General features: G+C 66.8%; 14 protein-coding genes. 5 read left to right on the top strand and 9 right to left on the bottom strand.

Annotated features, from left to right (window positions below; translation table 11 throughout):
* The first annotated feature begins 195 nt into the window (after nt 1-195).
* The 3 genes from mraY to ACIBK2_RS20085 all read left to right on the top strand — a co-directional run bounded on the left by mraY (nt 196) and on the right by ACIBK2_RS20085 (nt 2,653).
* The gene (gene mraY / locus ACIBK2_RS20095) at nt 196-1,272 is read left to right on the top strand and encodes a phospho-N-acetylmuramoyl-pentapeptide-transferase (protein WP_396969022.1); all 1,077 of its coding nucleotides are present in this window, start codon (nt 196-198) and stop codon (nt 1,270-1,272) included.
* 162 nt (nt 1,273-1,434) lie between these two features.
* The gene (locus ACIBK2_RS20090) at nt 1,435-1,962 is read left to right on the top strand and encodes an RICIN domain-containing protein (RefSeq protein WP_396969021.1); all 528 of its coding nucleotides are present in this window, start codon (nt 1,435-1,437) and stop codon (nt 1,960-1,962) included.
* Nucleotides 1,963-2,179: 217 nt separating this feature from the next.
* On the top strand, nt 2,180-2,653 hold the full coding sequence (locus ACIBK2_RS20085) for a hypothetical protein (RefSeq protein ID WP_396969020.1): 474 nt from the start codon (nt 2,180-2,182) through the stop codon (nt 2,651-2,653).
* 98 nt (nt 2,654-2,751) lie between these two features.
* Here ACIBK2_RS20085 and ACIBK2_RS20080 read toward each other — a convergent pair whose 3' ends face one another.
* A complete protein-coding gene (locus ACIBK2_RS20080) occupies nt 2,752-3,807 on the bottom strand; it encodes a helix-turn-helix domain-containing protein (RefSeq protein WP_396969019.1) in 1,056 nt (351 codons plus the stop codon).
* Between the two features lie 144 nt (nt 3,808-3,951).
* Here ACIBK2_RS20080 and ACIBK2_RS20075 point away from each other — a divergent pair, with 144 nt between their 5' ends.
* Nucleotides 3,952-4,137: a hypothetical protein gene (locus ACIBK2_RS20075; RefSeq protein ID WP_396969018.1), complete on the top strand. Its 186-nt coding sequence runs from the start codon at nt 3,952-3,954 to the stop codon at nt 4,135-4,137.
* 81 nt (nt 4,138-4,218) lie between these two features.
* Here ACIBK2_RS20075 and ACIBK2_RS20070 read toward each other — a convergent pair whose 3' ends face one another.
* From ACIBK2_RS20070 to ACIBK2_RS20055, 4 genes are all read right to left on the bottom strand, one after another.
* Nucleotides 4,219-5,070, bottom strand: coding sequence for a TIGR03619 family F420-dependent LLM class oxidoreductase (locus ACIBK2_RS20070; RefSeq protein ID WP_396969017.1), 852 nt, complete (start codon nt 5,068-5,070; stop codon nt 4,219-4,221).
* Nucleotides 5,071-5,144: 74 nt separating this feature from the next.
* Nucleotides 5,145-5,513, bottom strand: a complete 369-nt coding sequence (locus tag ACIBK2_RS20065) for a MerR family transcriptional regulator (RefSeq protein ID WP_379287993.1) — start codon at nt 5,511-5,513, stop codon at nt 5,145-5,147.
* Nucleotides 5,514-5,648: 135 nt separating this feature from the next.
* Entirely contained in the window at nt 5,649-6,611 is a 963-nt protein-coding gene (gene nrdF / locus ACIBK2_RS20060; RefSeq protein WP_357377903.1) for a class 1b ribonucleoside-diphosphate reductase subunit beta, read from the bottom strand.
* A gap of 334 nt (nt 6,612-6,945) precedes the next feature.
* The gene (locus ACIBK2_RS20055; protein WP_396969016.1) at nt 6,946-7,719 is read right to left on the bottom strand and encodes a glycosyltransferase; all 774 of its coding nucleotides are present in this window, start codon (nt 7,717-7,719) and stop codon (nt 6,946-6,948) included.
* A gap of 91 nt (nt 7,720-7,810) precedes the next feature.
* Here ACIBK2_RS20055 and ACIBK2_RS20050 point away from each other — a divergent pair, with 91 nt between their 5' ends.
* Nucleotides 7,811-9,025, top strand: coding sequence for a hypothetical protein (locus ACIBK2_RS20050; RefSeq protein WP_396969015.1), 1,215 nt, complete (start codon nt 7,811-7,813; stop codon nt 9,023-9,025).
* A 30-nt stretch (nt 9,026-9,055) separates the two neighbouring features.
* Here the strand turns inward: ACIBK2_RS20050 and ACIBK2_RS20045 are convergent, their stop codons facing one another.
* The 4 genes from ACIBK2_RS20045 to ACIBK2_RS20030 are packed head-to-tail and all read right to left on the bottom strand — an operon-like array spanning nt 9,056 to nt 24,952.
* The gene (locus tag ACIBK2_RS20045) at nt 9,056-9,874 is read right to left on the bottom strand and encodes an ABC transporter permease (RefSeq protein ID WP_396969233.1); all 819 of its coding nucleotides are present in this window, start codon (nt 9,872-9,874) and stop codon (nt 9,056-9,058) included.
* Nucleotides 9,874-10,692 (bottom strand): antibiotic transporter, encoded by an 819-nt coding sequence (locus ACIBK2_RS20040; RefSeq protein ID WP_396969014.1) that lies wholly within the window; start codon nt 10,690-10,692, stop codon nt 9,874-9,876. Before ACIBK2_RS20040 ends, ACIBK2_RS20045 begins: the two co-directional genes overlap by 1 nt.
* Nucleotides 10,689-11,690, bottom strand: a complete 1,002-nt coding sequence (locus ACIBK2_RS20035) for an ATP-binding cassette domain-containing protein (RefSeq protein WP_396969013.1) — start codon at nt 11,688-11,690, stop codon at nt 10,689-10,691. The genes ACIBK2_RS20040 and ACIBK2_RS20035 overlap by 4 nt, the downstream gene beginning before the upstream one ends.
* Nucleotides 11,687-24,952, bottom strand: a complete 13,266-nt coding sequence (locus tag ACIBK2_RS20030) for an amino acid adenylation domain-containing protein (RefSeq protein WP_396969012.1) — start codon at nt 24,950-24,952, stop codon at nt 11,687-11,689. The genes ACIBK2_RS20035 and ACIBK2_RS20030 overlap by 4 nt, the downstream gene beginning before the upstream one ends.
* Nucleotides 24,953-25,065: the final 113 nt, after the last annotated feature.

Genomic DNA, 25,065 nt, shown 5'->3' with positions numbered 1-25,065 from the left:
GCCCAGCTTCAGGAGTCCGCATCGATCCGTTCGGCTTGCTAACGTCGGAGCGATTCGCGAGGGACGATGGCGGGTTCGGTGGACGGCAGCGGTACGAGCACGCGTCGGGTATCGACCAGGCCGGGCAGTGAAAAGACGCCCGTGCGTTGATGTTTCAATTACTCGACTTTCCGATGACGGCCGCATGAGGGGCGCATGAGACAGATTTTGTACTCGGCGATGATCGCGCTCGCGGTCTCGATCACCTTGACACCCTTATTGATCAAGGTGATGACCAGGCGAAAGGTCGGGCAGGAGATCCGGGCCGAGGGGCCGGCCAGCCATCAGGCCAAGCGTGGCACGCCGACGATGGGTGGCATCGCCATCCTGATCGGACTGTGGGCGGGGTATCTCGGCGCGCATCTGATCGGCATCCGGCATGACGCGGAAGGGATATCCGTATCGGGGCTGCTCGTGCTCGGCTTGGCCACCGCGCTGGGTTTGGTGGGTTTCCTCGACGACTTCATCAAGATCCACAAGCGGCGCAACCTCGGGTTGACCGCGACCGGCAAGTACATCGGCCAGCTCGCCGCCGCGATCATCTTCGGCGTGCTCGCGCTGCGGTTTCCGGACAGCACCGGGCTGACGCCGGGCAGTCGGCACATGTCCTACGTGCGAGACGTGGAGACCGTATCGTTCGGGCTGATCGGCTTCCTGCTCGTGGTCAGTTTCCTGGTGGTGGCCTGGTCCAACGCGGTCAACATCACCGACGGTCTGGACGGTCTGGCCGCCGGATCGATGAGCTTCGCCCTCGGCGCCTACGTGATCATCACCTTCTGGCAGTACACCAACTCCTGCGCGGCCACCCCCAACGCCGGTTGCTACAACGTCCGCGACCCACTCGACCTCGCCGTGGTCTGCGCCGCCGGCGCAGGCGCCTGCATGGGATTCCTGTGGTGGAACGCGGCCCCGGCCAAAATATTCATGGGCGACACCGGTTCCCTGGCCCTCGGCGGCATGCTCGCCGGCCTGTCCATCACCACCCGCACCGAACTACTCACCGCGGTAGTCGGCGCCCTCTTCTTCGCCGAAATCCTCTCGGTCCTACTCCAAATCGTCGTCTTCCGCACCACCGGCAACCGCCTATTCAAACTAGCCCCCTTCCACCACCACTTCGAACTCAGCGAATGGGCCGAAACCACCGTAATCATCCGCTTCTGGCTACTAGCAGGCATAGCCTCCGCAGTAGGCCTGATGCTCTTCTACGGCGAATACCTCGCCGCCATCGGCTGACCGAACGAGAACGCTCAGCGTCGGCGGTCCACCCTCGGGGGTGATTTCCGCACCCCGCAGCGGCCGGGCAACCGCCCAAGGGTGCCTTACGGAGTGGTTGCGTTTGCTCGAACATTGGTTCAGACAAGCAACGCAACACCTTCCACCAGAGAGATCAGTCCTTTGACTCACTTCATCAGCCGCGCAGCAGCAGGACTGCTCTTCGGAACCCTGACCGCCGTCAGCATCGTCGCAGTTCCCGCCACCGCGAACGCCGCACAGCCGGACGACGTCGTCACCATCCAGCAGGTATCCAGCGGCCGCTATCTCGATGCGTGGGCCGACGGCTCGCACGATTACAACGTCGTCACCCGGCCGAAGCAGGGCGACGCCAGCCAGCAGTGGCGCATCCACTGGGATCAGAGCGGCACCGGGACCGGAACCGTGCAGCAAGTGAGCAGCCACCGCTACCTCGACGCCCACGAGATCGAGTCCCTCGACTACCACCTGGTCACCCGCCCCGCCCAGAACAACCCCACCCAGGTCTGGCACATCAACTCCATCGGCGCAGGCAAGTACACCATCCAGCAAGCCTCCAACAACCGCTACATGGATGCCCACGAGTACGCCGAAAAGGACTACGGCGTAGTGAGCCGCCCCGCCCAGAACAACCCGACCCAGCAGTTCGTCCTGGTAGTAGTCGGCCACTGACCTGCTCGACCAGTTCACCAGTGCCACCGCGTTCGACGTGGCACTGGTGAACTTCATTGCGGCTGACAATGCTGAAAAGTATGTGGCTGCCGATGCCGTGCGGCAATCGCACACTTCCTGAAAACCGCTCTCTCGCATAGCAATTAAGTGTCGGTGCCCGGAGATACGATCCGCTCGTAATTTTCGATGCAGTAGCGAACGAGGGGAGAGCTCGACCATGAGTAGCAAGGAGTCTCTGGAAGCTCGTGTTTGTGAGCTGGAAAGGTGGCGGGATCAGCAAATCACGCGCGATACTGTCACAGTGACCGGATTCGGAGAGAAGTTCGACGCCGTCCACGCTGGCCTGCGAGAGATTCGGGCCAGCATCGCCCTCGTGGACGGCCGTATCGATGGCTTGAGCAGCCGTATCGATGGCTTGGACAGCCGTTTGAGCAGCCGTATCGATGGCTTGGACAACCGTATCGGTGATTTGGACAGCCGTATCGGTGATTTGGACGGGCGCTCGGTTGCGTCCCGGTTGATTTCGATGAGTATCGACATCGGCAACCTGACGTCTCGGCAGGAGTCGATGGACGCCCGGATCGGTTCGATGGATGGTCGGCTGGCGACAGTGGAGTCGGGTGTCGGCGATATCAAGACCGATGTCGCACAGATCCTGAAAATTTTGCGGAAGCCCAACGGCGACAAGTAGTTCGACTTAGCGCACGAGACCCCCACGGGAAGTGGGGGTCTCGTGTGTCGAGTAGATCTATGAACGGCTGAAATCGCCGTGGACGCCGGCGGCGATGTTCATGCGCCGAATTCCTTTGCGATATCGAGGATGAGGGCTTGGCTATCAGCCGCACTCGAGGCCAGGCGATCGAGGTCTGTGTGCGCCGATCGATACATCGCAACCTCCTCGGGGTTCTCCAAATACAAATCGTCGGTGAAGCCTTGGACGTACACCACCGGCGGCTCCGTCAGGTGTGCGACAGGGTGTGGCGGGAACTCGAGCAGGACGAACGTGCCGAACGTCAGCGCCTGATAGGTACCTGCCGAAGTCGGCACCACCCGCACTGAAACATTCGGCCGCTGTGCGGTTTCGGCGAGATGCGTCAACTGGCCGACCATGACTCCCGCGTCGCCGGTCGAACGGCGTAGCGCCGATTCGTCGATGAACACATCCAGCGTCAGGGGATTGTCATCACTGAACAGCCGAGCCCGTCGCAGTGCCACGATATTGATCGCCGTCTCGACATTCGATTCCGGCCTGTTCGGCTTTTCGATCCACAGCATTGCGCGGCGGTACTCGTTGGTTTGCAACATTCCAGGCAGGAACGTTGTCTGATATGAAATGATCCGGTCGGCCGCGTCTTCCAGTCCGAGGAACAGCTCGAAGCTCTTGGGGATCGCCTCATCGAACGCATGCCACCACCCTTTGTCCTTGGTCTCTTCGACGAGCGTGAGCAGTACCTGCGTCAGGTCGGCCGGTATCCCATAGATTTCGCATAACCGCTTGACGAACAACGGATTCAACCGGGTCGGGATTCCGTTCTCCATCCGCCAGAACGTTTGTTTGCTGACACCGATCTGATTCCGTGCGGCTTCCGAGCTCATACGCGCCGCCGCACGGGCGTTGCGAAGCTCGCGGGCCAGTAGCCTGCGCGGAAGGGTCGAACCAGTCGTCATGGTGGCATCTCCGAAGGTTGCTGAAGCGGGTCTGTTGTGGAATTCATATGCGGCAGCAACTGTGGAACATTCCAGAAATGCTGGCGAGCTCAGTCCTGGAATGTTCCAAATGTTTGGCTGCGAAAGTTGCACTGCTGGTCTGTCAAAAAGCCGACCCCAATCGGCTTCCGTGCTCATACAATCAGCTGACTGTAATGGAGGTGCACCGAATTGCCGAATTGCTCAGTGCCGCACGACAACAGGAACAATCCAGAACGGCAATTCCTTATCGGAAAGGTTCAATAGAAAGTGTGCGGAAATATGAAATGTCGGCTGGATGTCATGGAGAATCGAGAGTCCTACGTGGAGTTCGGACTATCGGCGCTCGCGGACCGAACGGGGCGAATCGAGGAACGACTGCGATCGCTGGAGGTAGCCGTCGGTGCCATCCGGTTCGATGTGGGCGGTCTCGCGGCGGACAGTGCGGATGTGTTGTGCCTGCTCCGGGACATCTATGGCCGCAGGTAGTTCGGGCAACCGGGGGCGGACAGTGCTAGGCCCCGGCACTCGGAGGGGAGTGCCGGGGCCGAGTACGGCTGATCGGTCAGGTCAGCCGCTGAGACCGAATCGCTCAGCGAAGCGCGACATTTCGTCGAACTGGTCCTCGGGATCGATGCTGCCGACGACGATTCGGGTAACGCCCTCTGCCGCAAGCCCTTCGACACGTTCGACGGGCATATCGATCGATCCCCAGCGCGTGTACTCGAGCGCCGCCGGATCACGCCCCGCGGCAACGGCTTCCGACCTGGCCAGGTCCAGTTGGCTGCCGCGCTCGGTGGGGCCGAGCATGCCACCGGGGAAGTACCCGTCGCCCCGTCGCCCGGCCCGCCGGGCGGCGGCTCGACTGGAGCCGCCGACGTGGATCGGCAACTCGGACACGCCAACGGGTTTCGGGAAACTGACCAGCGAGTCGAAGCGGAAGAACTCACCGTCGAAGCTGACCCCGTCCGCGCCGCCGGACCACAGCAGCCGCAGCACATCGATCGCCTCATCGGCCCGTCGACCGCGGGTGGCGAAGTCGACACCCGTCGCAGTGGCCTCACCGGGCAACGTCCCGAGCCCGACGGTCAACAACCGCATGCGTCCGCGAGACAGCCCATCGATGGTCGCGAGCCGCTTGGCCAGCACCACCGGGTGCCGATACGGCAGCAGCAGCACGCCCGTGCCGAGCAGGATTCGCTGGGTGGCCCCGGCGACGAAGCTCAGGCAGTCGAGCGGATCGGGATAGGGCAGGGTGGCAGGCATCTCGAAATTGCCGACCTTCGCTCCCGGATACAGCGCGATGTGATCCGGGAGATACAGCCCCTCGAATCCGCACGCCTCCGCATGCTGGGCGAAGGCGATGATCCGATCGGGATCTGTGCCGTAAAACGGTGTGCTGTAACTGATCGCAAACTTCATCGAGCGTTCCTCGGGTGACGTGGGCAGCGACGATCGCACAACCGGCCTATCGAAACCGGGTGCCGGACAGGTGATTACCCGAATTCGCAGGCAGGCTTCCCGGCGCCGGCGAGCCGGAGCCGGAGTTCGGCCTGCAATGCGGTCAGCCGGGTGAGCGCGTCGTCCACTTCGTCGAGCTTGCGCCGCAGCACCGCCACCGAATCCGGGCAGCCGTCGCCGGAACTGTTGCCCGCCCGCAGGCAGGTGACGAACGGGCGGATGTCGTCGAGGTCGAAACCGTCGTCGAGCAGCCGCCGGATCTGCCGGACGACCGGCAGTTCCGTCTCGTCGTAGACGCGATACCCGTTGGTGGAGCGCCGCGCCCGCACCAGCCCGTGCTGCTCGTAGTACCGCAGGGTGCGGGTACTCGTGCCGGCCTGTTGCGCCAGCTCACCGATCAGCATCCGACCTCCTCCGAGCGACCGTCACGGCCACGCTAAACGTTGTCGCCGGTGTCAACGCAAGCGTCGCCGCACCTCATCCCCGAGACGCGAAACGGCGGCGGAAGAATCCGCCGCCGTCGCAACCGGGTGTGTCGCTCAGAACTCCCAGTCTTCGTCTTCGGTGTTTACGGCCTTGCCGATCACATAGCTCGAACCCGACCCGGAGAAGAAGTCGTGGTTCTCGTCCGCGTTCGGCGAAAGCGCCGACAGGATGGCCGGATTCACCTCGGTCTCGTCCTTCGGGAACAGGCCCTCGTAGCCGAGATTCATCAGCGCCTTGTTCGCGTTGTAGCGCAGGAACTTCTTGACGTCCTCGGTGAGGCCGACCTCGTCGTAGAGGTCCTGGGTGTACTCGACCTCGTTGTCGTACAGCTCGAACAGCAGCTCGAAGGTGTAGTTCTTCAGCTCGTCGCGCTCGGCCTGGCTGACCAGCTCCAGACCCTTCTGGTACTTGTAGCCGATGTAGTAGCCGTGCACCGCCTCGTCGCGGATGATCAGCCGGATCAGATCCGCGGTGTTGGTGAGCTTGGCCCGCGAGGACCAGTACATCGGCAGGTAGAAGCCGGAGTAGAACAGGAAGCTCTCCAGCAGCGTCGAGGCCACCTTGCGCTTGAGCGGATCGTCGCCGTTGTAGTAGTCCAGCACGATCTCGGCTTTGCGCTGCAGGTTGCGGTTCTCCTCCGACCAGCGGAACGCGTCATCGATCTCCCTGGTGGAGCACAGCGTGGAGAAGATCGAGCTGTAGCTCTTGGCGTGCACCGACTCCATGAACGCGATGTTGGTGTACACCGCCTCCTCGTGCGGGGTGAGCGCGTCCGGGATCAGGCTCACCGCGCCGACGGTGCCCTGGATGGTGTCCAGCAGCGTGAGGCCGGTGAAGACCCGCATGGTGAGCTGCTTCTCGTCGGCGGTCAACGTGCCCCACGAGGGGATGTCGTTGGACACCGGAACCTTCTCGGGCAGCCAGAAGTTGCCGGTCAGCCGGTCCCAGACCTCGGCATCCTTTTCGTCGGGCACCCGATTCCAGTTGATGGCCGATACCCGATCGATCAGTTTCATCCTGCCTCCACACCTTTCCCGAGCCCGCTGCCGTGACGGATCTTCTCTCCCCGGGACACTACTCCTTGGGGGTGACAAGTCCGTGCAGCACAACACCTTGTGTCGCAGCGATGCGTGTCACCGAGGCGAGAAACGCCGGGAGCCATCGCGTGCGGCCCCTATTCTGCGCCACGATCGCGCGAACAGCCACATCGGTGCTGGCGCGCCGCGCGAGATCGCCCATTGTTTGCTTGCGGAGTTCTCCTGGTCCGCCGCGCGCGGGCACCACCGGATGATCGAGGCGCGGCACGTTTGCCCGACCCGAACCGAGGACCGGTGCGAGCCGGTGACCTGCTTAGTGCTGCTCACCTGTTGGGAGTAGGCCGAGCCACCCCGGTCCGGCTCGAAGCGTGGCGACGCGCTGGCGAATCAGCGAAATCTGATCCCCCCCCCCTGTGAAAAGCGACTTCTGGGTGGAGCGTTGGTTCCGGTGGCGGCGATAGCGCAGTGTGCGGGTATCGACGATCGCGCAGGGGGACAAGGCGGAGGCTGACATGAGCAGACTGGTGTCCTCCATCCCGCGCATGGCCGCCCAGCCGCCGGTGGCGAGGAGGAGATCGCGGTGCCACATCACGCCGGCCGGGTGTACAGGTAGGCGATGTTCCGGGTCGGTTATCCAAGCGTCGAACAGTGCGCCGCGGGGGAGTAGGCCGGGCTCGAAGGGGAGCGGAACATCCACCAGCTCACCGGAATTCAACAGATCACCGGCCGGGCCGACGGCGAAACCGGCGGACGGGTGCCGGTGCAGCGCGGCGCTGAGCACCGCCAAGGCGGTCGGTTCGAGTTCGTCGTCGGCGTCGAGATTCTGGATCAGTGCCGCTGTGGCGCGGCCGAGTGCGACGTTCCGGGTGATCGCGGGACCTTCGCGGGTGCCGTTGAACGCCAGGCGGGTTCGAGGATCGTCCGCAGCGCCGCATTCGATCAGCGTCGCGCGCACCGCCGCGGCGTCGCCGTCGACCTGCACCAGCCAGTGCCAGTCCGGATGGGTTTGCGCGCGCAGTGACCGCCACGCCGACGGTAGATAGCGGGCGTAGTCGGCGTGCACCGCTGTGACGACCTCTACCCGCATATCGAGCAGTGTGCCATCGTGACGATCGTGGTTCGGATGTGGTAGGCAGTGGACTCGGGCATTCTGGGGTCGTCGGGAGGCAGGGGCAGGCATGGATCACGAAGTGGTCGAACAGGCACTCGCCGCACTGGTGGCGTCGGGTTCGCGACAGTTGGACCGCGACTGCGATCTCTATGCGCGGCGCTATATCGACGAGCGGGTGGAACCGCAGTTCGAAGTCAGCTCAACAGATTTCGACAGTGATCCCTACTTCATCTGCGCCGATCGGTACTGGAATCACCGGCTGAAGGACGAACCGACCCTGCAGATCGCCGTCGAATGCGCGGGATGGCTGCGCGAGCACGTCGCACCGGGCTGCCGCACTGCGATACGCGAGAAGTGGGCGCTCGGTTACGCATTCATCACCCGCGACTCGGTGGAGTCGTTGGACGAGGTGGCCGACGCGACCCGTGACATCGTCGCCAACGACGACCAGGAGTGCAGCCGAGCCTATTTCGCCACGCTCTATCACGCCGGAAAGCTGCGCGCGAACTTCTGCTTCGACGAGCTCAACCAATTCCTGGAGTCGTCGCCGCTGTCCATGGCCGCCGGATCACACCGTGCGACACCGCTTTTCGTCGCTCTGCAAGCCTGCGCAGCGTTCGGCAGCCGCCGGATCACCGAGGAGTTCGCGCGCAGCCTGCTCGACCGAGTTTGGCGCGCGCCCGACCGGACCTACGCGGCAACCGATATCGCGCTCAACGGCCTTGCCGTCGGTGTTCCCTTCGACGACCAGGGCGAACTGCTGAGCGCTCACGCAACCGAGGCGCTGGCCGACTATCCCGACAGTCACATCTTCCATTACCGACTGGCCACCGGCCAATATCTGTCCGGCGCCCACGATGCCGCGCTGAACAGCATCGACACCGCCCTGCGGTTGCTGCCCGCGATCGGCTGGCGGGTCAGCCACGAACTGTTTCAAGGCCAGTACCTGACCAAGCGCGAAGCGATTCTCAACGGCCGCACCGAAGCGCACCGCGCCGCGGCGGACCGTGAACGCGTGCAGCGACACGAGCACAGCATCGCCGGAATGACCGACACAGTGCGCAACTCGATGCTGCGCACCATAGAGGTCGTCTCGATCTTCGCGGCCGTCATCGCCTTCGCCGTCGGCTCCTTGAACGTCTCCCTGAACGGCAACCTGCGCCTGTCCGAGCGCCTATGGATCGTCACCGTCCTCGGCGCAGGACTCCTCCTCTTCGCTCTCCTGATAGTTGGCGGCAGCTGGCTCATCGCCCGCCGCCTATCCGGCGAGCGCAACGGTTAACGATCACCCACGAACAGGCTGGGTGGGCCGTTATCGTCTGCTGGCGCGTCGGTAGCCGATGGTTGCTGGGATCGCGAAGAGGATGATCGCGCCGAGGCACCAGATGAGGGTGAGGGTTAGCGGGCGGGCCAAGGGGCCTTCGAGGGCGAGGGCCTTCATGGCGTCCACGGCGACGGACATGGGCTGGTTGCGGACCACCGGCTGGATCCACTGCGGGTAGGCGGCCAAAGGTACGAAACCGGTGCTGAAGAACATCATCAGGGACGTGAGGATGGTGATGCCTTCTACCAGGGCGGCTTTGGCGGTGAAGACGGCTATCGAGGTGACGACGGTGGCGAAGGCCAGGCCGAAAAGCACTGGGATGGTGAGGAATACGAGGGTGGGCAGGAAGCCCTGGTGGAAGCGGAAGCCGAGTAGGTAGCCGACGAGGATGATGGCCAGGGTGCCTACGAAGATGCGGCAGCCTTCGGCGAGAATGCGGGAGGCGAGGCCGGAGGCGCGGTGTACGGGGAGTACCCAGAAGCGGGCGAGTAGGCCTGCTTCGCGTTCGCGGCCGAGTAGGACACCGCAGGCGACGGCGCCGGAGACGGCACCGGTGATGGTGACCATCGGGACGGAACCATAGAGGGCGCTGTCGCCGGTGAACTTCCGAATCTGGCCGCCGACAACCGTTTCCAGCATGATCAGCAGCAGGCAGGGGATGATCAGGGCTTCGAGCAGGGTGATCGGGTTGCGCACCCAGCGCAGCAACAGGCGTTGCGTCTGAATCATGGTGTGCCGCACCAGAGATGCGGACGATACCTCGGACTGGATGCGGACATCCTCAGTGCGATCGGCGAGTAGTGCCATCATGCCCTCCCCGAGCTCAGCCGGATGGTCAGCGGAATACACAGGATGAGGATCGCGGCCGTCCAGGCCAGTGACGGTCCCATCAGGGACCATGTCACCTGGCCCGCGTTCCCCAACGTGTCGCCTGCCAATGCGCGCAGGGCGAGCACGAACTGCGACACCGGCTGATTGCGCACGAACGGCTGCACCCAGGCCGGAAACTGGTGTGCCGGAGCCAGACCCGCCGACAGCATGCCGAAGATCAAGGGCGGCAGCACAAGGGCCTGGGTGACCGCTTCCGGGCTGCGTGACACGGTGCCGATCACATCAGCGCCGAGCGTCAGTGCGGTGCCGATGAGCATCGACAACAGTAGGAAGCCGATGGTGTGCGCGGTATCCAGATAGAACCGAAACCCGATGACGTAACCGCAGGCGATAGCAGCACACAGCGATAGCGCCAGCCGGAAAACGTTGCCGGACATCCGTGCCGCGGCGGGCACGAGCCGCCCGACCGGCATCGACCCGAATCGCCGATTGAGACCGGCGACCGAGTCGGTAGCCGATCGGAAGGCCGCCGAGATAGCGGTGAACGCGGCGGCCTGCAGCACGACGAGGGGCATCATGAACTGCGCGTAGCTGCTGAATCCGGTGCCCGCGAACGTCATCACCGTCTTCAGCGGAATGTAGAACCCCGCCGTGAAGGTCGCAGGCGCCAAGAGCGAGGTCAATACCTCACCGGTCTTGACCGAGGGAACGATCAGTCGCGTCGTGAGCACCCACCACTGCCGCGCTCGATCCGGCGTCGCTCTGACATCGGCCAGCCAGGTACCCGCGGTCACGAGACAGCCTCCACATCAACAGCTTTCGCGTCGGCCTGGCCGTCGGTGGACGCAAGGTGCCCGGTCAACTGGAGGAACACATCGTCGAGTGACGGCCTGCGCAGCGCGATGTCGACCAGTTCCACCTCCGCCCCGTCCAAGCGGCGCAACGCCTCCGCGAGCGTCTTCGCGCCGTCCGGAGCGGGGATGGTGATCCGGTCCGAGTCGGGTGTCATCGCGGCCCGATTGTCCTCCGGCAACAGCGTTCCGAGCGCGTCGGCGATGACGGACAGATCCTTCAGATCCAGCGGCACCACTTCGCAGTAACTGCCACCGGTCCGCGACTTCAGTTCGTCCGCGGTGCCCTGCGCGATCACCACGCCGTGATCGATTACGATGATCCGATCACTGAGCGCGTCGGCCTCTTCCAGATACTGGGTGGTCAGCAGCGTGGTGATGCCTGCCTTCTTGAAACTGCGCACCAGATCCCAAACCCCTTGCCTGCTGCGCGGATCCAGCCCGGTCGTCGGTTCGTCGAGGAACACCACGTCCGGTCGGACGACGAGACCGCAGGCGATGTCGATGCGCCGCCGCATACCTCCCGAATAGGTGCCGACCCGGCGGCCTGCCGCGCCGACCAGATCGAACTCGGTGATCAGCTCGTCCGCGCGAGCCCGGGCGGCCCGCTTGCGCAGCCCCATCAGCCTGCCGAACATCACGAGATTCTCGTAGCCGCTGAGCATGTCGTCGAGCGCGGCATACTGCCCGGTCAGCATGATAGATCGGCGCACCGACGCCGGATCGGCGACGACATCGTGCCCGGCGACCAGCGCGCGTCCCCGGTCCGGCGCGATGAGCGTCGAGAGGATGTTCACCATGGTGGTCTTGCCCGCGCCGTTCGGGCCGAGGATGCCGAGGATCTCACCCGGCGCCGCCGTGAAATCGACTCCGCGCAATGCCTTTACGGCGCCGAAGGATTTCTCGACTCCCTCGACGACTACGCCCTGATCGGAATTCATGCCTGTCCCTTCCACTGTTCGTCGAGTACGCGCGCGATGACCGGCAGCACGTGCGGTGCGGTCAGCTCGTTGTGGGTGACGTCGATGTCGTAGTTGATGACGTCCCCGGTCGCGTACGGCCGCCAGCCGTCCGGGCCGACGACGTCGGAGCTGTCGACGGTCGCGCTGAAATACAGCACGTCACCGTCGAATACCGGCCGCTGATAGCCCGCCCGGGCGCGCGCCGCCGCGTTGTACGACTCGGCCAGCCGCTCGATCATGTCCGCGTCGACGATCGTCACGCCGCCGAGCCGGTCGCGGATGAGGTCGGCCGCCTCGCCCGCGGTGGCCTCGGCGGGCACATCGTGGATCCCGAAGATCGCGCCGAAACTGTTCACGAACGCCCCCGCCGTGAGCTGCTCGACGGCGTCACCGTCGACGTCGGCGGTATCGGAATCCAGCAGCGCGAGCAGCCCGACCCGATCACCGGTTTCCTGCAGCAGGGCCGCGATCGCGTGCGCGACCAGCCCGCCGAACGACCAGCCGAGCAGGTGATACGGCCCGGTCGGCTGGATGGCGCGGATCTCGCGCACGTACCGGGCGGCGAACTCCTCGATCGAGCGCAGGGACGGTTCGTTGCCGCTGAGATCCGGTGCCTGCAACGCGTAGATCGGGCGGCCCGGACGCAGCGCCTGCGCGAATCCCAGGTAGCTCCAAGAGATGCCGGAGGACGGGTGGATGCAGAACAACGCGGGCTCGGTGCCGTCCGTCCGGATCGGCAACACCACGTCCAGCCCGAGAATGGCTTCTAGGCCCGGTTGACTGGCCGCGACGGCCGCCGCCTCCTCGGCCGCGGCGGCTTCCGCTGCCGGGGTTCCGGTGAACGCGGCCGCCGCACGGAGCGCATCGACCCACAGACCCGCCAGCTCGGCGACCTCACCACGGTCCAGCAGCGTCTTCGGGTAGGTGAAGTCCGCTCGCAGTCGATCACCGACCACCACCGCGTTCACCTCGATCACCGACTGCGCCGGGGCCCGGGGATCTTCGCCGGTGGCCAGGTCGCCGAACTCGTCGGTCGGCGTCCAGCCGAGGCCGTCCAGCCCGGCCGGGACATCACCCGCAGTGCTGCGGCCGTGATAACTGAAGCTGACCTGGCCCGAGTTGGCGCCGCCCAGTTGCGGTGCCGTGTCGGGATTGAGGTAGCGCAGCAGTCCGAACCCGATTCCGTTGTCCGGCACCGATTTCAGTTGATGCTTCACCGCGCGGATGGCCGCACCCAGCGCAGGCCCGCCGGCGAACGCATCGTCGACGTCGACGCTGTCCAGCTCGAGCCGCACCGGGTAGCTGGTGCTGAACGAACCAATCGTGCGAGCTAGCGCCGCACCGGGGAGCACCCTGCCGTCACCCTCGAGCCGGATCATGATGTCCGTCCCGGTCTCCCCGGATCGTCGTGCACGCCAGCGCATCAGCGACAGCGTGAGCGCGGCAAGCAGGGTGTCGTTGGCGGTGCCCGCGAACTGGGTGGGCAACGTGGTGAGCACCGCGGTGCTCACCTCCGCCGACACCTCGCATCGCACGGTGCGCAGCGTGTGTGCCTGATCTACGGTCGAGTCCAGCGCGCGGGCACCGAGCAGTGGGTCCGCGCCCGCGAGCACGCCTTGCCAATGCCCGAGCTCGAAAACCCTTTCGGCCGAGCGTGCTTCGTCCACGAGGGCGTGCGCCCACCGGCGCATCGACGTGCCGGTTTCGGCGAGCACCGGGGCATTGCCGACCGACACCTGTGCCCAAGCGGCCATCAGGTCCGGCAGCAGAATGCCCCACGAGGCGTCGTCGATCAGCAGGCGGTGCACCAGCACGATGAGCCGACCGGCCCTGGTCCGCGTCCCGGCATCGCCGACCGGATCGAGCCAGAGGAACCGCAGCACAATGCCGTTCGCCGGATCCAGTCGGTTCGACCCGGAATTCAGTTCCGCGGCAACGTATTCGCGTAGATCGAGAGGATCGGCGGCCCCGTCGAACTCGATGCGGCGCACCAGTGCGCCGACATCGACCGAGCCGGGCGCACGGACCACCAGGTGCCAGCCGTCCACCTCGTTCGCCAGCCGCGCGCGCAGGATGTCGTGCCGGTCGACGGCCGCCGCGAGCGTGGCGATCAGCTGCGCCCGTTCGATACCGACCGGAAGCTCGAGCACCGCCGTCCGAGCCGAACGGAGCTGCCCGCCACGCTCGATCAGGTACCGCATCATCGGCGTGAGCGGCACCGCACCGATGCCGCCGCCGGGCAGCTCGGACAGGGGTGCCACGGCACTGCCGGTGTCCACGGCCGCGGCGAGCGCCGCTACCGTGCGGTGCTCGAACACCTGCAACGGTGTGCAGACGATGCCTCGCTGTTTCGCCCGCGACACCAGCTGGATCGCGAGAATACTGTCGCCGCCGAGCTCGAAGAACGAATCATCGACACCCACCTTGTCGCGACCGAGCAGCTCGGCGACGATCTGCGCCAGCGCTTCCTCCGTCGGCGTCCGTGGCGCCAGGTATTCGGTCTCCTCAGCACCGAATTGCGGGGAAGGCAACGCTTTCCGGTCGAGCTTGCCGACCGCGGTGAGCGGGATCTCGTCCAGGACGACGAAGGCGGACGGGACCATATAGCCGGGCAAAGTGTCCGCCGCGATGGCGCGCACCCGAGCGATGTCGAGCTCTACGTTCGGTTTACGCACCAGGTAGGCCGCCAATGCGGTCGAGCCTGCGGGGCCTTTGACGCCGAGTGTGAGAGCGAAATCGACGCCGTCGATCCGACCGAGCACGGCATCGATCTCGCCAAGCTCGATCCGCTGCCCGCGCACCTTGACCTGGAAATCGGTGCGGCCCAGGTACTCCAGTGTCAGCGCGTGCTCTGGCGAATCGTGCGTCCAGCGCACCAGGTCGCCCGTGCGATACATCCGTTCGCCCGGCGCCCCATAGGGATTCGCGACGAAGCGGCCTGCCGTCAGCCCATGCCTGGCGTGGTAACCACGCGCCAGCGCGGGCCCCGCGAGATAGAGCTCGCCGGCGACGCCGATCGGAACCGGATGCAGCCGACCGTCGAGCACCATCGCGGATGCACCGCGAATGGGCGGGCCGAGCGATACCGTAGCGCCGGTAGAAAGTTCGGAACCCGTTGCCACAACGGTGAACTCGGTCGGCCCGTACAGATTCACCATCCGCCGGTCCCGCACACCGCGCCGCCGCGCCACATCGCCGCGACCGCGCTGAGCCACCGCGTCGGAGCCGATCCACCGCTCGATGAGCTCGGCACCCACCGCCTCGCCACCCACCGCGAGCACCCGCACTCCGGAAACCTCGGCGGGATCGATGGTGGCCAGCGCGGACGGGGTGATCATCACGTGCGTGACCTGCTCCGAGTCGATCAGCTCGGCGAGCGCGCTACCGCCGAAGACCTCCGCGGGCGCGACAACCAAGGCGCCGCCCCACCCGAACGCCATCAGCGCCTCCAGGATCGAGGCGTCGAAACTCGGTGAGGCAACATGCAACACCCGCGAGCTCGAATCCAGGTCGAGCAGGTCGCGTTGCGCCGCAACGAAGTCCGCGACACCGCGATGCGAGACCGAGACACCCTTCGGTGTGCCCGTCGACCCGGAGGTGTAGATCAGCCAGGCGGGGTTGTCCAGCCGGACCGGTCGCGGCAACTCGCTGTCCCGCAGCGGGCGTGGGCTTGCGGCGGACCAGCGTTCCACCAGGGTCAGATCGTCGAGCACCAGCCACTGCGTGCTGTCCGGCAACATCGATCGGTAGGCGACCATCGTGAGGCCGACGCGCGCACCGGAATCGGTGAGCATGTGATCGATCCGCTCGATCGGGTGCTTCGGATCGACCGGCAGGAAGGCCGCGCCGATCTTCGCCGCCGCCCACATCCCGGTCAGCAGGTCTGGCGAGCGCGGCAGGCCGAGGGCGACCACGGTTTCCGGGCCCGCTCCCGCCTCGAGCAGGAGCCGAGCCAGCCGATTGGCGTGCGCGTCGAGTTCCCGGTAGGTCGTCGTGTCACCGGCGGCGACCACGGCGGGACGATTCGGGTATCGGGCCACGGTCGCGGCGAGCAGCTCGGGAAGCGTTGTCGTTCCGATGCTTTCGAGCCCACGCACCGGCACCAGCGTCGCGCGCTCGCTGTCGTCGAGGATGTCGATATCGGCGACACGCACGTCCGGCTCGGTGAGCACGGTCGCGAGCACCCGCCGCCAGCGCGTGCCGAACGACGCCACCGTTGCCTCGTCGAACAGGTCCGTCGCGTAGGTCAGCACACCGGCCAGCCCGGCCGGGCCCGTCGCGTCGAAACGCTCACGCAGGTCCAGTGTCAGATCGAATTGCGAAGCGCGCCGGTCGAAGTCCTCCACCTCGAACCGCAGGCCGGGCAGTTCGAGCACCGGCTCGATGAAGTTCTGCAGTGACAGCGACACCTGGAACAGCGGATGATGCGCCGTCGACCGGGTGGGATTCAACGCCTGCACGAGCCGTTCGAAGGCCACGTCGGCGTTCGCGAACGCGTCGAGATCGGCCGAGCGGACCGCAGTCAGGAAGTCGAGGAATCCGGCACCGGGATCGACGGCGGTGCGCAAGGCGAGCGTGTTGACGAACATGCCGACGAGCTCGTCCAGGGCTTCCTCGCCGCGCCCGGCCACCGGTGTTCCGACGACCACGTCGTCGGTGCCGCCCAGCCGGGCCAGCAGTACGGCGAGTGTCGCGTGCACGACCATGAACACGCTGACGTTGTGTGCTCCGGCGAATTCCACCAGGGCGCTGTGCAGTTCGGCATTGACGGCGAACTCGACGTCGGCGCTGCGCATCGTCTGGATGGCGGGCCGCGGCCGGTCCGCGGGCAGCTCCAGCACATCCGGGGCCCCGGCCAAGGTGTCGGTCCAGTACCGAACCTGGCGCGCGGCCAGGGATTCCGGATCGGACTCGCTGCCGAGCACCTCGCGATGCCACATCGCGAAATCGGCGTACTGCACGGCAAGCGGAACCCGGGTGGTCTCCGCACCCGACGAGCGCTCCGAGTACGCGGCGACCAAGTCGGCGGCCAGCGGTGCCATCGACGCACCGTCCGCGCTGATGTGGTGCACCACCAGCACCACAACGTGCACCACATCGGCTTCGGCGGTTACCGGAGTGCCGCCCAACGGATCGCGGTCCATTGCCGCGGAATTCCCGGCGATGCGGAACAGCCCGACGCGCAGCGGTGGCTCCTTGGCAATGTCGAATCCCTTGCCCGCCAAGGCATTGATCCGATCCCGTAGAGGTGCGCCATCTTCGGCCTCGAGCACGGTCAGTGCGGGCGCGGCCAGCTCGGTGCCCATGATCACCTGACGCGGGCCTTCGGAGTCGGCAGGGTAGATCGTGCGCAGGCTTTCGTGCCGTTCGATGACGTCGGTCAAGGCCAGGCGCATGGCGTCGACGTCGAGTTCGCCGGTCAACCGCAGGGCGACCGCGATGTTGTACGCGGGCGAGGCGGGATCGAGCCGGTTGAGCACCCACATGCGCTGCTGCGCGGGCGACAACGGAACGCGATCCGGCCGGATCCGCGGCGCGAGCGCGAGGCGACCCGGGCGTTCGCCGTTCGCCGGGACCACCCGCGCCGACAGCTGCGCGACGGTGGGCGCGTCGAACAGATCCCGCAGCGCGATGGTCGAGCCGAGGGTCGAATTGACCCGCGCGACAACCTTCGTCGCGCTGAGCGAGTTGCCGCCCAGTTCGAAGAACGACTGGTCGACGCTCACCCGCTCGCTACCGAGCACCTCACCGAACACCTCGGCAACGGCCTGCTCGACCGGCGTGCGCGGCGCGAGGTAGGGCCGGTTGGTGTCCGAGAAGTCCGGCACCGGAAGGGCTTTGCGGTCCAGCTTGCCGACCGGTGTCAACGGAATCGAGTCGAGCACGATGAGATAGCCGGGCACCATGTACCCGGGTAGCTCACCGGCGATCCGCACGCGCAGCCGCTCGGTATCCAGTTCGACGCCCTCGGCGGGCAGCACATACGACACCAGCACGGTCGCACCGGCGGGCCCGGCCCGGCCGATGGTCACCGCGTACTCGACCTCCTCGTCGCGCGACAGCACCGCATCGATCTCACCGAGCTCGATGCGCAGACCACGAATCTTGACCTGGAAGTCGCTGCGCCCCAGGTACTCCAGCTCATAGCCGTCGCGGCCGGCGACCCAGCGCACCATGTCGCCGGTCCGGTACATCCGCTCGCCCGGCGCGCCGAACGGGTCGGCGACGAACCGGCTCGCCGTCATCTCGAAACGGTTGAAGTAACCACGCGCGAGTGCGGGCCCCGCCAGATACAGCTCACCCGCGACACCCACAGGCACGGGCCGCAACCAGGTGTCGAGCACCATGTTCGCCGCGCCACGGATCGGACCGCCGATCGTGATCGGTTCGCCCGCAACGAGTTCCGCCGGGCCCGTCGCCCAAATACTGAACTCCGTCGGGCCGTAGAGGTTCACCATCCGCCGACCGACGGACCAGCGTTCGATCAGCTCCGGCGTCGCCGCCTCACCGGCCACCGACAGCACCCGCAGGTGGTCGAGATCGGTCGGCTCCATGGTGGCCAGCGCGGACGGCGTGATCACCGCGTGCGTCACCCGCTCGGTGCGCAACAGTCGTTCGAGTTCCGCGCCGCCGTAGACATCCGGCGGCGAGACCACCAGCCGCCCGCCCGCGCCGTGCGCGGTCAGCAACTCGAACACCGAGGCGTCGAAGCTCGGCGACGCCACCTGCAGCGCACTCGCCGTCGGATCGAGATCGAGCGAATCACGTTGGGTGGAGACCAGATTCGCGATGCCGCGATGACTGAGCAGCACCGCCTTCGGCTTGCCGGTGGAACCCGAGGTGTAGATCAGATACGCCGTCTGGTCGATATCGATCGGACCGCCGCGCTCCTCGTCGGTGATGGGGTCGGCGGAGACGGTCATGACGCGGCGGATGGTGTTCAGGTCGTCGAGCAGCAGCCAGTCGATGCTGCCGGGCAGCGTCTCGCCGGTCGCGGTGACCGTCACGCCGATGGGCGCCTTCGAGTCGGTGAGCATGTGCTCGATCCGCTCGACCGGATAGTTGGGGTCCAGCGGCGCGAACGCCGCGCCGGATTTGGCCAGTGCCCACACCGCGACCACCGATTCCAGTGACCGGGTGAGGGCGAGCACGACGAACACCTCACGCCCGACGCCGCGGCGCAGCAGCAGCCGCGCGAAGCGGTTCGACCAGGCGTCGAGTTCGCCGTAGGACATGGTGAGTTCGCCCACGCTGACCGCGATGGCGTCGCTGTCGATCGCGGCACCGGCGGCCAGGATTTCCGGCAGCGTGCGCACCGGCAGCGACTCCGGTCCCCGAACCGGCAGCAGCGCGGCACGTTCGGCGTCGTCGCAGTACTGCAGGTGCGAGACGAGGGCACGCGGATTGTCGGCGAGCTGGGTGAGCAGCCCGACGAAGCGATCCAGCAGTGGCTGTGCCGCAGCGGGATCGAGCTGGTCGGCCATGAATTTCAGGCTGACCCGCAGCGTGTCGTGGCCGTCGGTGCCGCGCAGCGGAATGACCATGAGGTTCAACGGGTATGGCGTCGCGTCGGTGCCTTCGACGTCGAGCACCCGCATGCCCGCGATGTCCAGGGCCTGCGAGAGGGCTTCGCGGTCGATCGGATAGGACTCGAAAACGGTGAGGGTGTCGAACAATTCGGCGAGCCCGACGGCCTGGTGGATCGCGGCCAGCCCGACGTGCTGGTGATCCATCAGCCGGGCCTGCTCGGCCTGCAGGCGGGCGAGCAGATCGACCACCTTCTCGGCCGGGTCGAGCCGCACCCGCACCGGCAGCGTATTGATGAACAGGCCGACCATCTCCTCGACACCGGCCAGCTCCGGCGGCCTGCCGGAGACTGTGCCGCCGAACACCACATCGGTGCGGCCGGTCAGCATGGCGAGCAGCATCGCCCAGCTGGCCTGCACGAGTGTGTTGACCGTGGCACCGGATTCGCGGGCGGTCGACTCCAGCCGGGCGACGGTGTCGGCGGACAGATCGGTGGACACCATCCCTGTCTCGGTCGACTCGATGCCCGCCAGGCTGGGCACCGCGCGGGTCGGGGTATCGATCCCGGCCAGCGATTCTGCCCATGCGGCAATGGATTCGGCGTCGTCCCGGTCGTCCAGCCACGACAGGAATTCGCGGTAGGAGTGCGCGGGTGGCAGCGCGGACGCGTCGCCCGAGGTGACGTAGAGCGCGAGCAGCTCGCGCACCAACAGTGGCGTCGACCAACCATCCAGCACCAGATGGTGATTGGTGAGGACGAACTGGTAGCTGTCGGCAGCCGTCCGGATCAGGGTGAACCGCACCAGCGGCGGTCGGGTCAGTTCGAATCGGGTGCGGGCGTCCACCGCGATCACCCGATCCAATTCCCGCTGCCGCGCCTCGGGATCGGCGATATCGGTCAGATCGGCGTCTTGCCACTGGATTTCGGCGTCGGCCAGCACGAGCTGGCGGGGACCGTCGTCGGTTTCTACGTAGGCGACCCGTAGGTTCTCGTGCCGGGCCACCAAAGCCTGTGCGGCGGTCCGCAATCGGGCCGCGTCGACGGTACCCGCCAGGGTGAGCAGCGACTGCACGGTGTAGCCGTCGGCGGTGTCGGAGTCGTACAGCGCGTGGAAGAGCAGGCCGTACTGCAGCGGCGAGAGCGGCCACACGTCGGCGAGGTTCGCGTAATCGCGCTCCCACGTGTCGATCTGCCGCTGCGTCACCGGGACCAGGTCGAAGTCGGACGGTGTGCGCCCGCCCGAGCCCGCAGTCTCCGCGTGCGCGGCGAGGGCCCGCAGCGCCTCGGTCCAGAGCTCGGCGAGCTGGGCGACGTCGTTCGCGTCGAGCAGTCGCGAGGCATAGGCCCAGATCACTTCCAGGCCGGTGTCGGTGAGCACCGCGTTGATGTCGACGACTGCGGCCAGCGGGGCACGATCGTCCTGGGTGGCCGCAAAGCGTTGCGGCAACCAAGGTCCCGTATCCGAGCCGGTGTTCGCCCGGCCCAGATAGTTGAAGCTGATCTGCGGGATGGGGCTATCGGCGAGTGCCGCAGCGGATTCGGCAGCGAGGTAACGCAGCATGCCGAAGCCGATGCCCTTGTCCGGCACCGTCCGCAGCTGTTCCTTCGCTGCTTTGATCGCGGCACCCGCCGCTGAACCACCGGCGAACGCGTCGGCGAGATCGATACCCGCCAGATCGACCGCCACCGGGTACACGCTGGTGAACCAGCCCACGGTGCGCGCGACATCCGCGCCGGGCAGTATTTCTTCCGCGCGTCCGTGGCCCTCCAGGGTGAACAGCGTCGCGGTCCGTCCGCGCCATCGGCCGACCGCCATCGCGAGCGCGGCAAGCAGCACATCGTCCGCGCCGCAATGGAATCGATCAGGCGCGGTGCTGAGCACGGTCTGCGCGATCGCCGGATCGATGACGGTCTGGTGGTGTGCCATCGTCGAGACAACATCGACCGCCGGATCAGGGAGGTCGGCTCCGAGCGCCGGGTCGGGTGTCGCCAAGATGCCCTGCCAGAGCGGCAGTTCGGCGGCACGCGCACCGGCCTGCTCGGCCTGGCCGTGCGCCCAGCGCCGGAACGAGGTCCCCACGGGAGCGAGCACCCCGCCCATGGCGGCGGTAGCCAGATCAGGCAGCAGAATGCGCCAGGAAACACCGTCGGTCACCAGGTGATGCAGCACGAGCCACAGCACGGGCTCGGCCTGCTCGATGAGCACGAACCGCGCGACGACACCCGCCGCCGGGTCGAGCAGGTCGGCGGCCCGCTGCAATTCGCGCTCACGCGTCTCCGCGCTGTCCGCACCGGCCGCGACGGCCTCCACCAGTGATTCGGCGTCGATGGCGCCAGGTTCGGCGACGGTCCACTCCCAGCCGTCGTCCCCGCGCCGCAGCGCGGAACGCAGCAGATCATGGTGGTCGAGCAACGCCTGCACCGCCGCGACGACCGCGCCCCGCTGGAAGCCGACGGGCAGCCCGACGAGCACCGCCTGGCTGAACCGCGGCCAACTGTCACCCTGATCCACCATGGCGTGCACGATCGGCGTGAGCTCGACCGCGCCGACCCCACCACCGGGCAGTTCGTGCACCACCTGCGCCCGCACCTCGGTGGCGATGGCGGCCAGCGCGGCAACGGTCTTGCGCTCGAACACATCTCGCGCGCTGAGCCCGATGCCGGCGGCCTTGGCCCGCGACACCAGCTGAATGGACACGATGCTGTCGCCGCCGAGCGCGAAGAAGCTCTCGTCGACCCCGACGGTCTCCAGTCCGAGCACCTCGGCGAACAACGCCGCCAGCGCCTCCTCGCGCGGGGTGGACGGCGCGCGGCTGACGATCGTGCGCGCCCCGAAATCCGGCGCGGGCAACGCCTTACGATCCACCTTGCCGAGCGGCGTGAGCGGGATACTGTCGAGCACCATCACTACTGCGGGCACCATGTAGGCCGGAAGTGTCTCCCCGGCAGCGGCTTTCAGCGCCTCGGGATGCACTTCGGCACCGGGCTTCGGCAGCACGTACGACACCAGCGCGGTGGCACCGGCGCCGGTCTCGGCACCGAGGGTGATCGCGAAGTCGATGTCCGGATGCCGTTGCAGCGCGGCATCGATCTCACCGAGCTCGATGCGGAAGCCACGGACCTTCACCTGGAAGTCGCTGCGGCCCTGGTACTCCAGCTCGAGACGCCCGCCCCGGGTGCTCCAGCGCACCAGGTCACCGGTGCGGTACAGCCGCGCACCGGCCTCATAGGGATTGGCGACGAATCGGCCCGCGGTGAGCCCGTTGCGCCGATGGTAGCCGCGCGCGAGCCCCGCACCGGCGAGATACAACTCACCGATGGTGCCGGGCGGCACCGGCCGCAACCACGGATCGAGCACCACAGCGGAGACGCCACGCACCAGGCTGCCGATGGTGACCGGCGCGGCGGGCACGAGCGCCTCGCTCAGCGTCACGGTCACGGTGGTTTCGGTGGGGCCGTACCCATTCAGCAGGGTGCGCCCGGCCCACTTGGCCACCAACTCGGGCGGGCAGGCGTCGCCGCCGACGATCACGGTGCGCAGATCGGGCAGCGTCGCCGGATCGAGCGATCCCACCACGGTCGGTGTGACATTGAGGTGGGTGACGCGATGGGTGCGCAGCACCTCCGCCATCTCCTCGCCCGCGTACGCGGCGGGCGGCACCACGGCGAGCGTGGCACCGGCGGCCAGGGTCACCAGGATCTCCTCGACCGAGATGTCGAAGCTCGGCGATACCGCGTGCGCCACCACGGAATCGGCGGTCACTCCGAAGCCTGCGGCCGAGCCGGTCGCCAGGTTCGCCAGTCCGCGATGCGAAACCAGCACGCCCTTGGGCAATCCGGTCGATCCCGAGGTGTAGATGATGTACGCGACCTGGTCGAGGTGTATCGCGGCGGACGGCTCGATGGGTCCCGCATCCTGCTCGCGCATCCTGCGCGCGATCGTCTCTTCGTCGAGAATCAGCCAGTTCACCTTGTCCGGCAACGACTTCCGGGCAGCCGCGACGGTCACACCCGCGACTACGCCGCTGTCGCCGACCATGTGCTCGATCCGGTCGGCCGGGTAGGTCGGATCGATCGGCACGAACGCCGCGCCGGTCTTGGCCACCGCGATCATCGCCAGCACCGACTCCGCCGACCGGGGAATCGAAATAGCCACGGTGCGTTCAGGTCCGGCGCCCGCGGCAATGAGCACCTTGGCCAGCCGATTGGTGTGCTCGTCGACTTGCCGATAGGTGAACGAGGTCGCCCCGGCGCGAATTGCCACCGCGTCGAGGTCGAGAGCCGCACCGGCCGCGAGGATTTCGGGCAGCGTGCGGGGCGCGACACCCATGGGCCCACGAGCAGGCACCAGCTCGGCCTGCTCGTCGTCGGACACCACCGGCACCGTCGACAGCGCGGCCTCGGTTCCCGCGGCGAGAAAAGCGTGCAGGAACAACAGGAACCGGCGATGCTGCGCCGCCAATTCGGCGTCGCTGTACAGGTTTCCATTGCCCTGAAAATCGATATGGGTGCTCTCGCCGCCGACGCCCGGATACACGTTGACGAACAGATCATCGATCAACCCGGAGGTCAGCACATGCAGCCGCCCGGTGACCGCGCCGAGCTGAATCCTGGTGTCCACCATCATCAGGTTCACCGAGGGCCCGAACGAGGCGGCCTCGTCCATCGGCCAGCCGAGATCGCGGAAAATGTCCTCCTGGCGATAGCGCTGCCGCCGCAGCGCCCCGGTCAGCTCGCCCTGCGCCGCCCGGATCACGTCGCCGATCGTCGTGGTCGGCGTCAGGGTCAGCCGCAGCGGCACGACATTGGCGATCATCCCGCCGGAACGCCGCAGTATCGCAGTGGTGCGCGCCGAAACAGGAAGGCTCAGCACAACTTCCGGCGCCCCGGTCATCGCGGCCAGATACGCCCCGAACGCCGCGACCACGGTCGGCGCGACCCCCGACCCGGCGGCCTTCGCGACGGTATCGAGCAGCGCCGTGGTCTCCTGCGGCAACGCGCCCGCGACGCGACTCGGGTGCGCGTCGACCTCGGCGGTGCGCCCGGCCAGACTCACCGGATCGGCCATCCCGTCGAGATGCGCGAGCCAGTGCTCCCGATCGGCGCCGAAACGATCCGAATTGCGGTACGCCAGATCGGCTTCGACGATCTTGCGCAGATCCTCGGCCTTCGCGGCGGGCGGCTCGTTGCCTTCGACCGCCGCGTTGTAGAGCTCACCGGTGCGCTGCACCACGGTCAGCGCGCCCATGCCGTCCAGCACGATGTGATGAATCCGCGAGTACCAGTACCAGCGGTCCTCGGCGAGCCGCAGCATCGCGACGCGCACCAGCCGATCCCTGGTCAACTCCAGCGGCGCCTCGTATTCCGCGCGCATCCACGCGTGCGCGGCGGCCTCCGGGTCGCGTTCGCCGCGCAGATCCATGGTGAGCAGGCTGTCATCCAGGCCGGTGTCCACGAACTGGTACGGATGGCCGTCGACGTCGAGCAGCCGCAGATACCCGGTGCCGAACTCGCGCCCGGCCTGCCGCGCCGCGCTACCGAGCGCGTCCAGATCGATCGGTCCGCTCAACTCGACGTACTGGGCGATCGAAATAGGAGTGTCGCCCGCGATGTGCTGGGCGAACCAGATGCCGCGCTGAGCGGCCGACAGCGGGAAGGCTCCTTCGGGCAGAGCTCCGCCGGTCTCGAGGGGCGAGGGGAGAGGCTGTTGCATGAATAGTCCTACGTCCTTACCGCCCGCAGCTGCCGCGGAGTGACCGCCGCCGGCCAGTGCGGTAGTGGTAGTACCCTGCCGCACAGCTCGCGACAGGATTCATTCTGAACCGA

It is taken from the genome of Nocardia sp. NPDC050175 (genome assembly GCF_044459885.1).
Classification (GTDB): domain Bacteria; phylum Actinomycetota; class Actinomycetes; order Mycobacteriales; family Mycobacteriaceae; genus Nocardia.
Note: the sequence above shows the minus strand (reverse complement) of the source record. Positions and strands in the feature narration are given on the sequence as shown.

Excerpts from the sequence above, each read along its gene's own strand:
- ACIBK2_RS20070 (WP_396969017.1), bottom strand. The coding sequence starts at position 5,070 with ATGAAGTTTGCGATCAGTTACAGCACACCGTTTTACGGCACAGATCCC.
- mraY (WP_396969022.1), top strand. The coding sequence starts at position 196 with ATGAGACAGATTTTGTACTCGGCGATGATCGCGCTCGCGGTCTCGATC.
- ACIBK2_RS20075 (WP_396969018.1), top strand. The coding sequence starts at position 3,952 with ATGGAGAATCGAGAGTCCTACGTGGAGTTCGGACTATCGGCGCTCGCG.
- ACIBK2_RS20050 (WP_396969015.1), top strand. The coding sequence starts at position 7,811 with ATGGATCACGAAGTGGTCGAACAGGCACTCGCCGCACTGGTGGCGTCG.
- ACIBK2_RS20035 (WP_396969013.1), bottom strand. The coding sequence starts at position 11,690 with ATGAATTCCGATCAGGGCGTAGTCGTCGAGGGAGTCGAGAAATCCTTC.
- nrdF (WP_357377903.1), bottom strand. The coding sequence starts at position 6,611 with ATGAAACTGATCGATCGGGTATCGGCCATCAACTGGAATCGGGTGCCC.
- ACIBK2_RS20055 (WP_396969016.1), bottom strand. The coding sequence starts at position 7,719 with ATGCGGGTAGAGGTCGTCACAGCGGTGCACGCCGACTACGCCCGCTAT.
- ACIBK2_RS20030 (WP_396969012.1), bottom strand. The coding sequence starts at position 24,952 with ATGCAACAGCCTCTCCCCTCGCCCCTCGAGACCGGCGGAGCTCTGCCC.
- ACIBK2_RS20080 (WP_396969019.1), bottom strand. The coding sequence starts at position 3,807 with ATGAGCACGGAAGCCGATTGGGGTCGGCTTTTTGACAGACCAGCAGTG.
- ACIBK2_RS20065 (WP_379287993.1), bottom strand. The coding sequence starts at position 5,513 with ATGCTGATCGGTGAGCTGGCGCAACAGGCCGGCACGAGTACCCGCACC.
- ACIBK2_RS20045 (WP_396969233.1), bottom strand. The coding sequence starts at position 9,874 with ATGGCACTACTCGCCGATCGCACTGAGGATGTCCGCATCCAGTCCGAG.
- ACIBK2_RS20085 (WP_396969020.1), top strand. The coding sequence starts at position 2,180 with ATGAGTAGCAAGGAGTCTCTGGAAGCTCGTGTTTGTGAGCTGGAAAGG.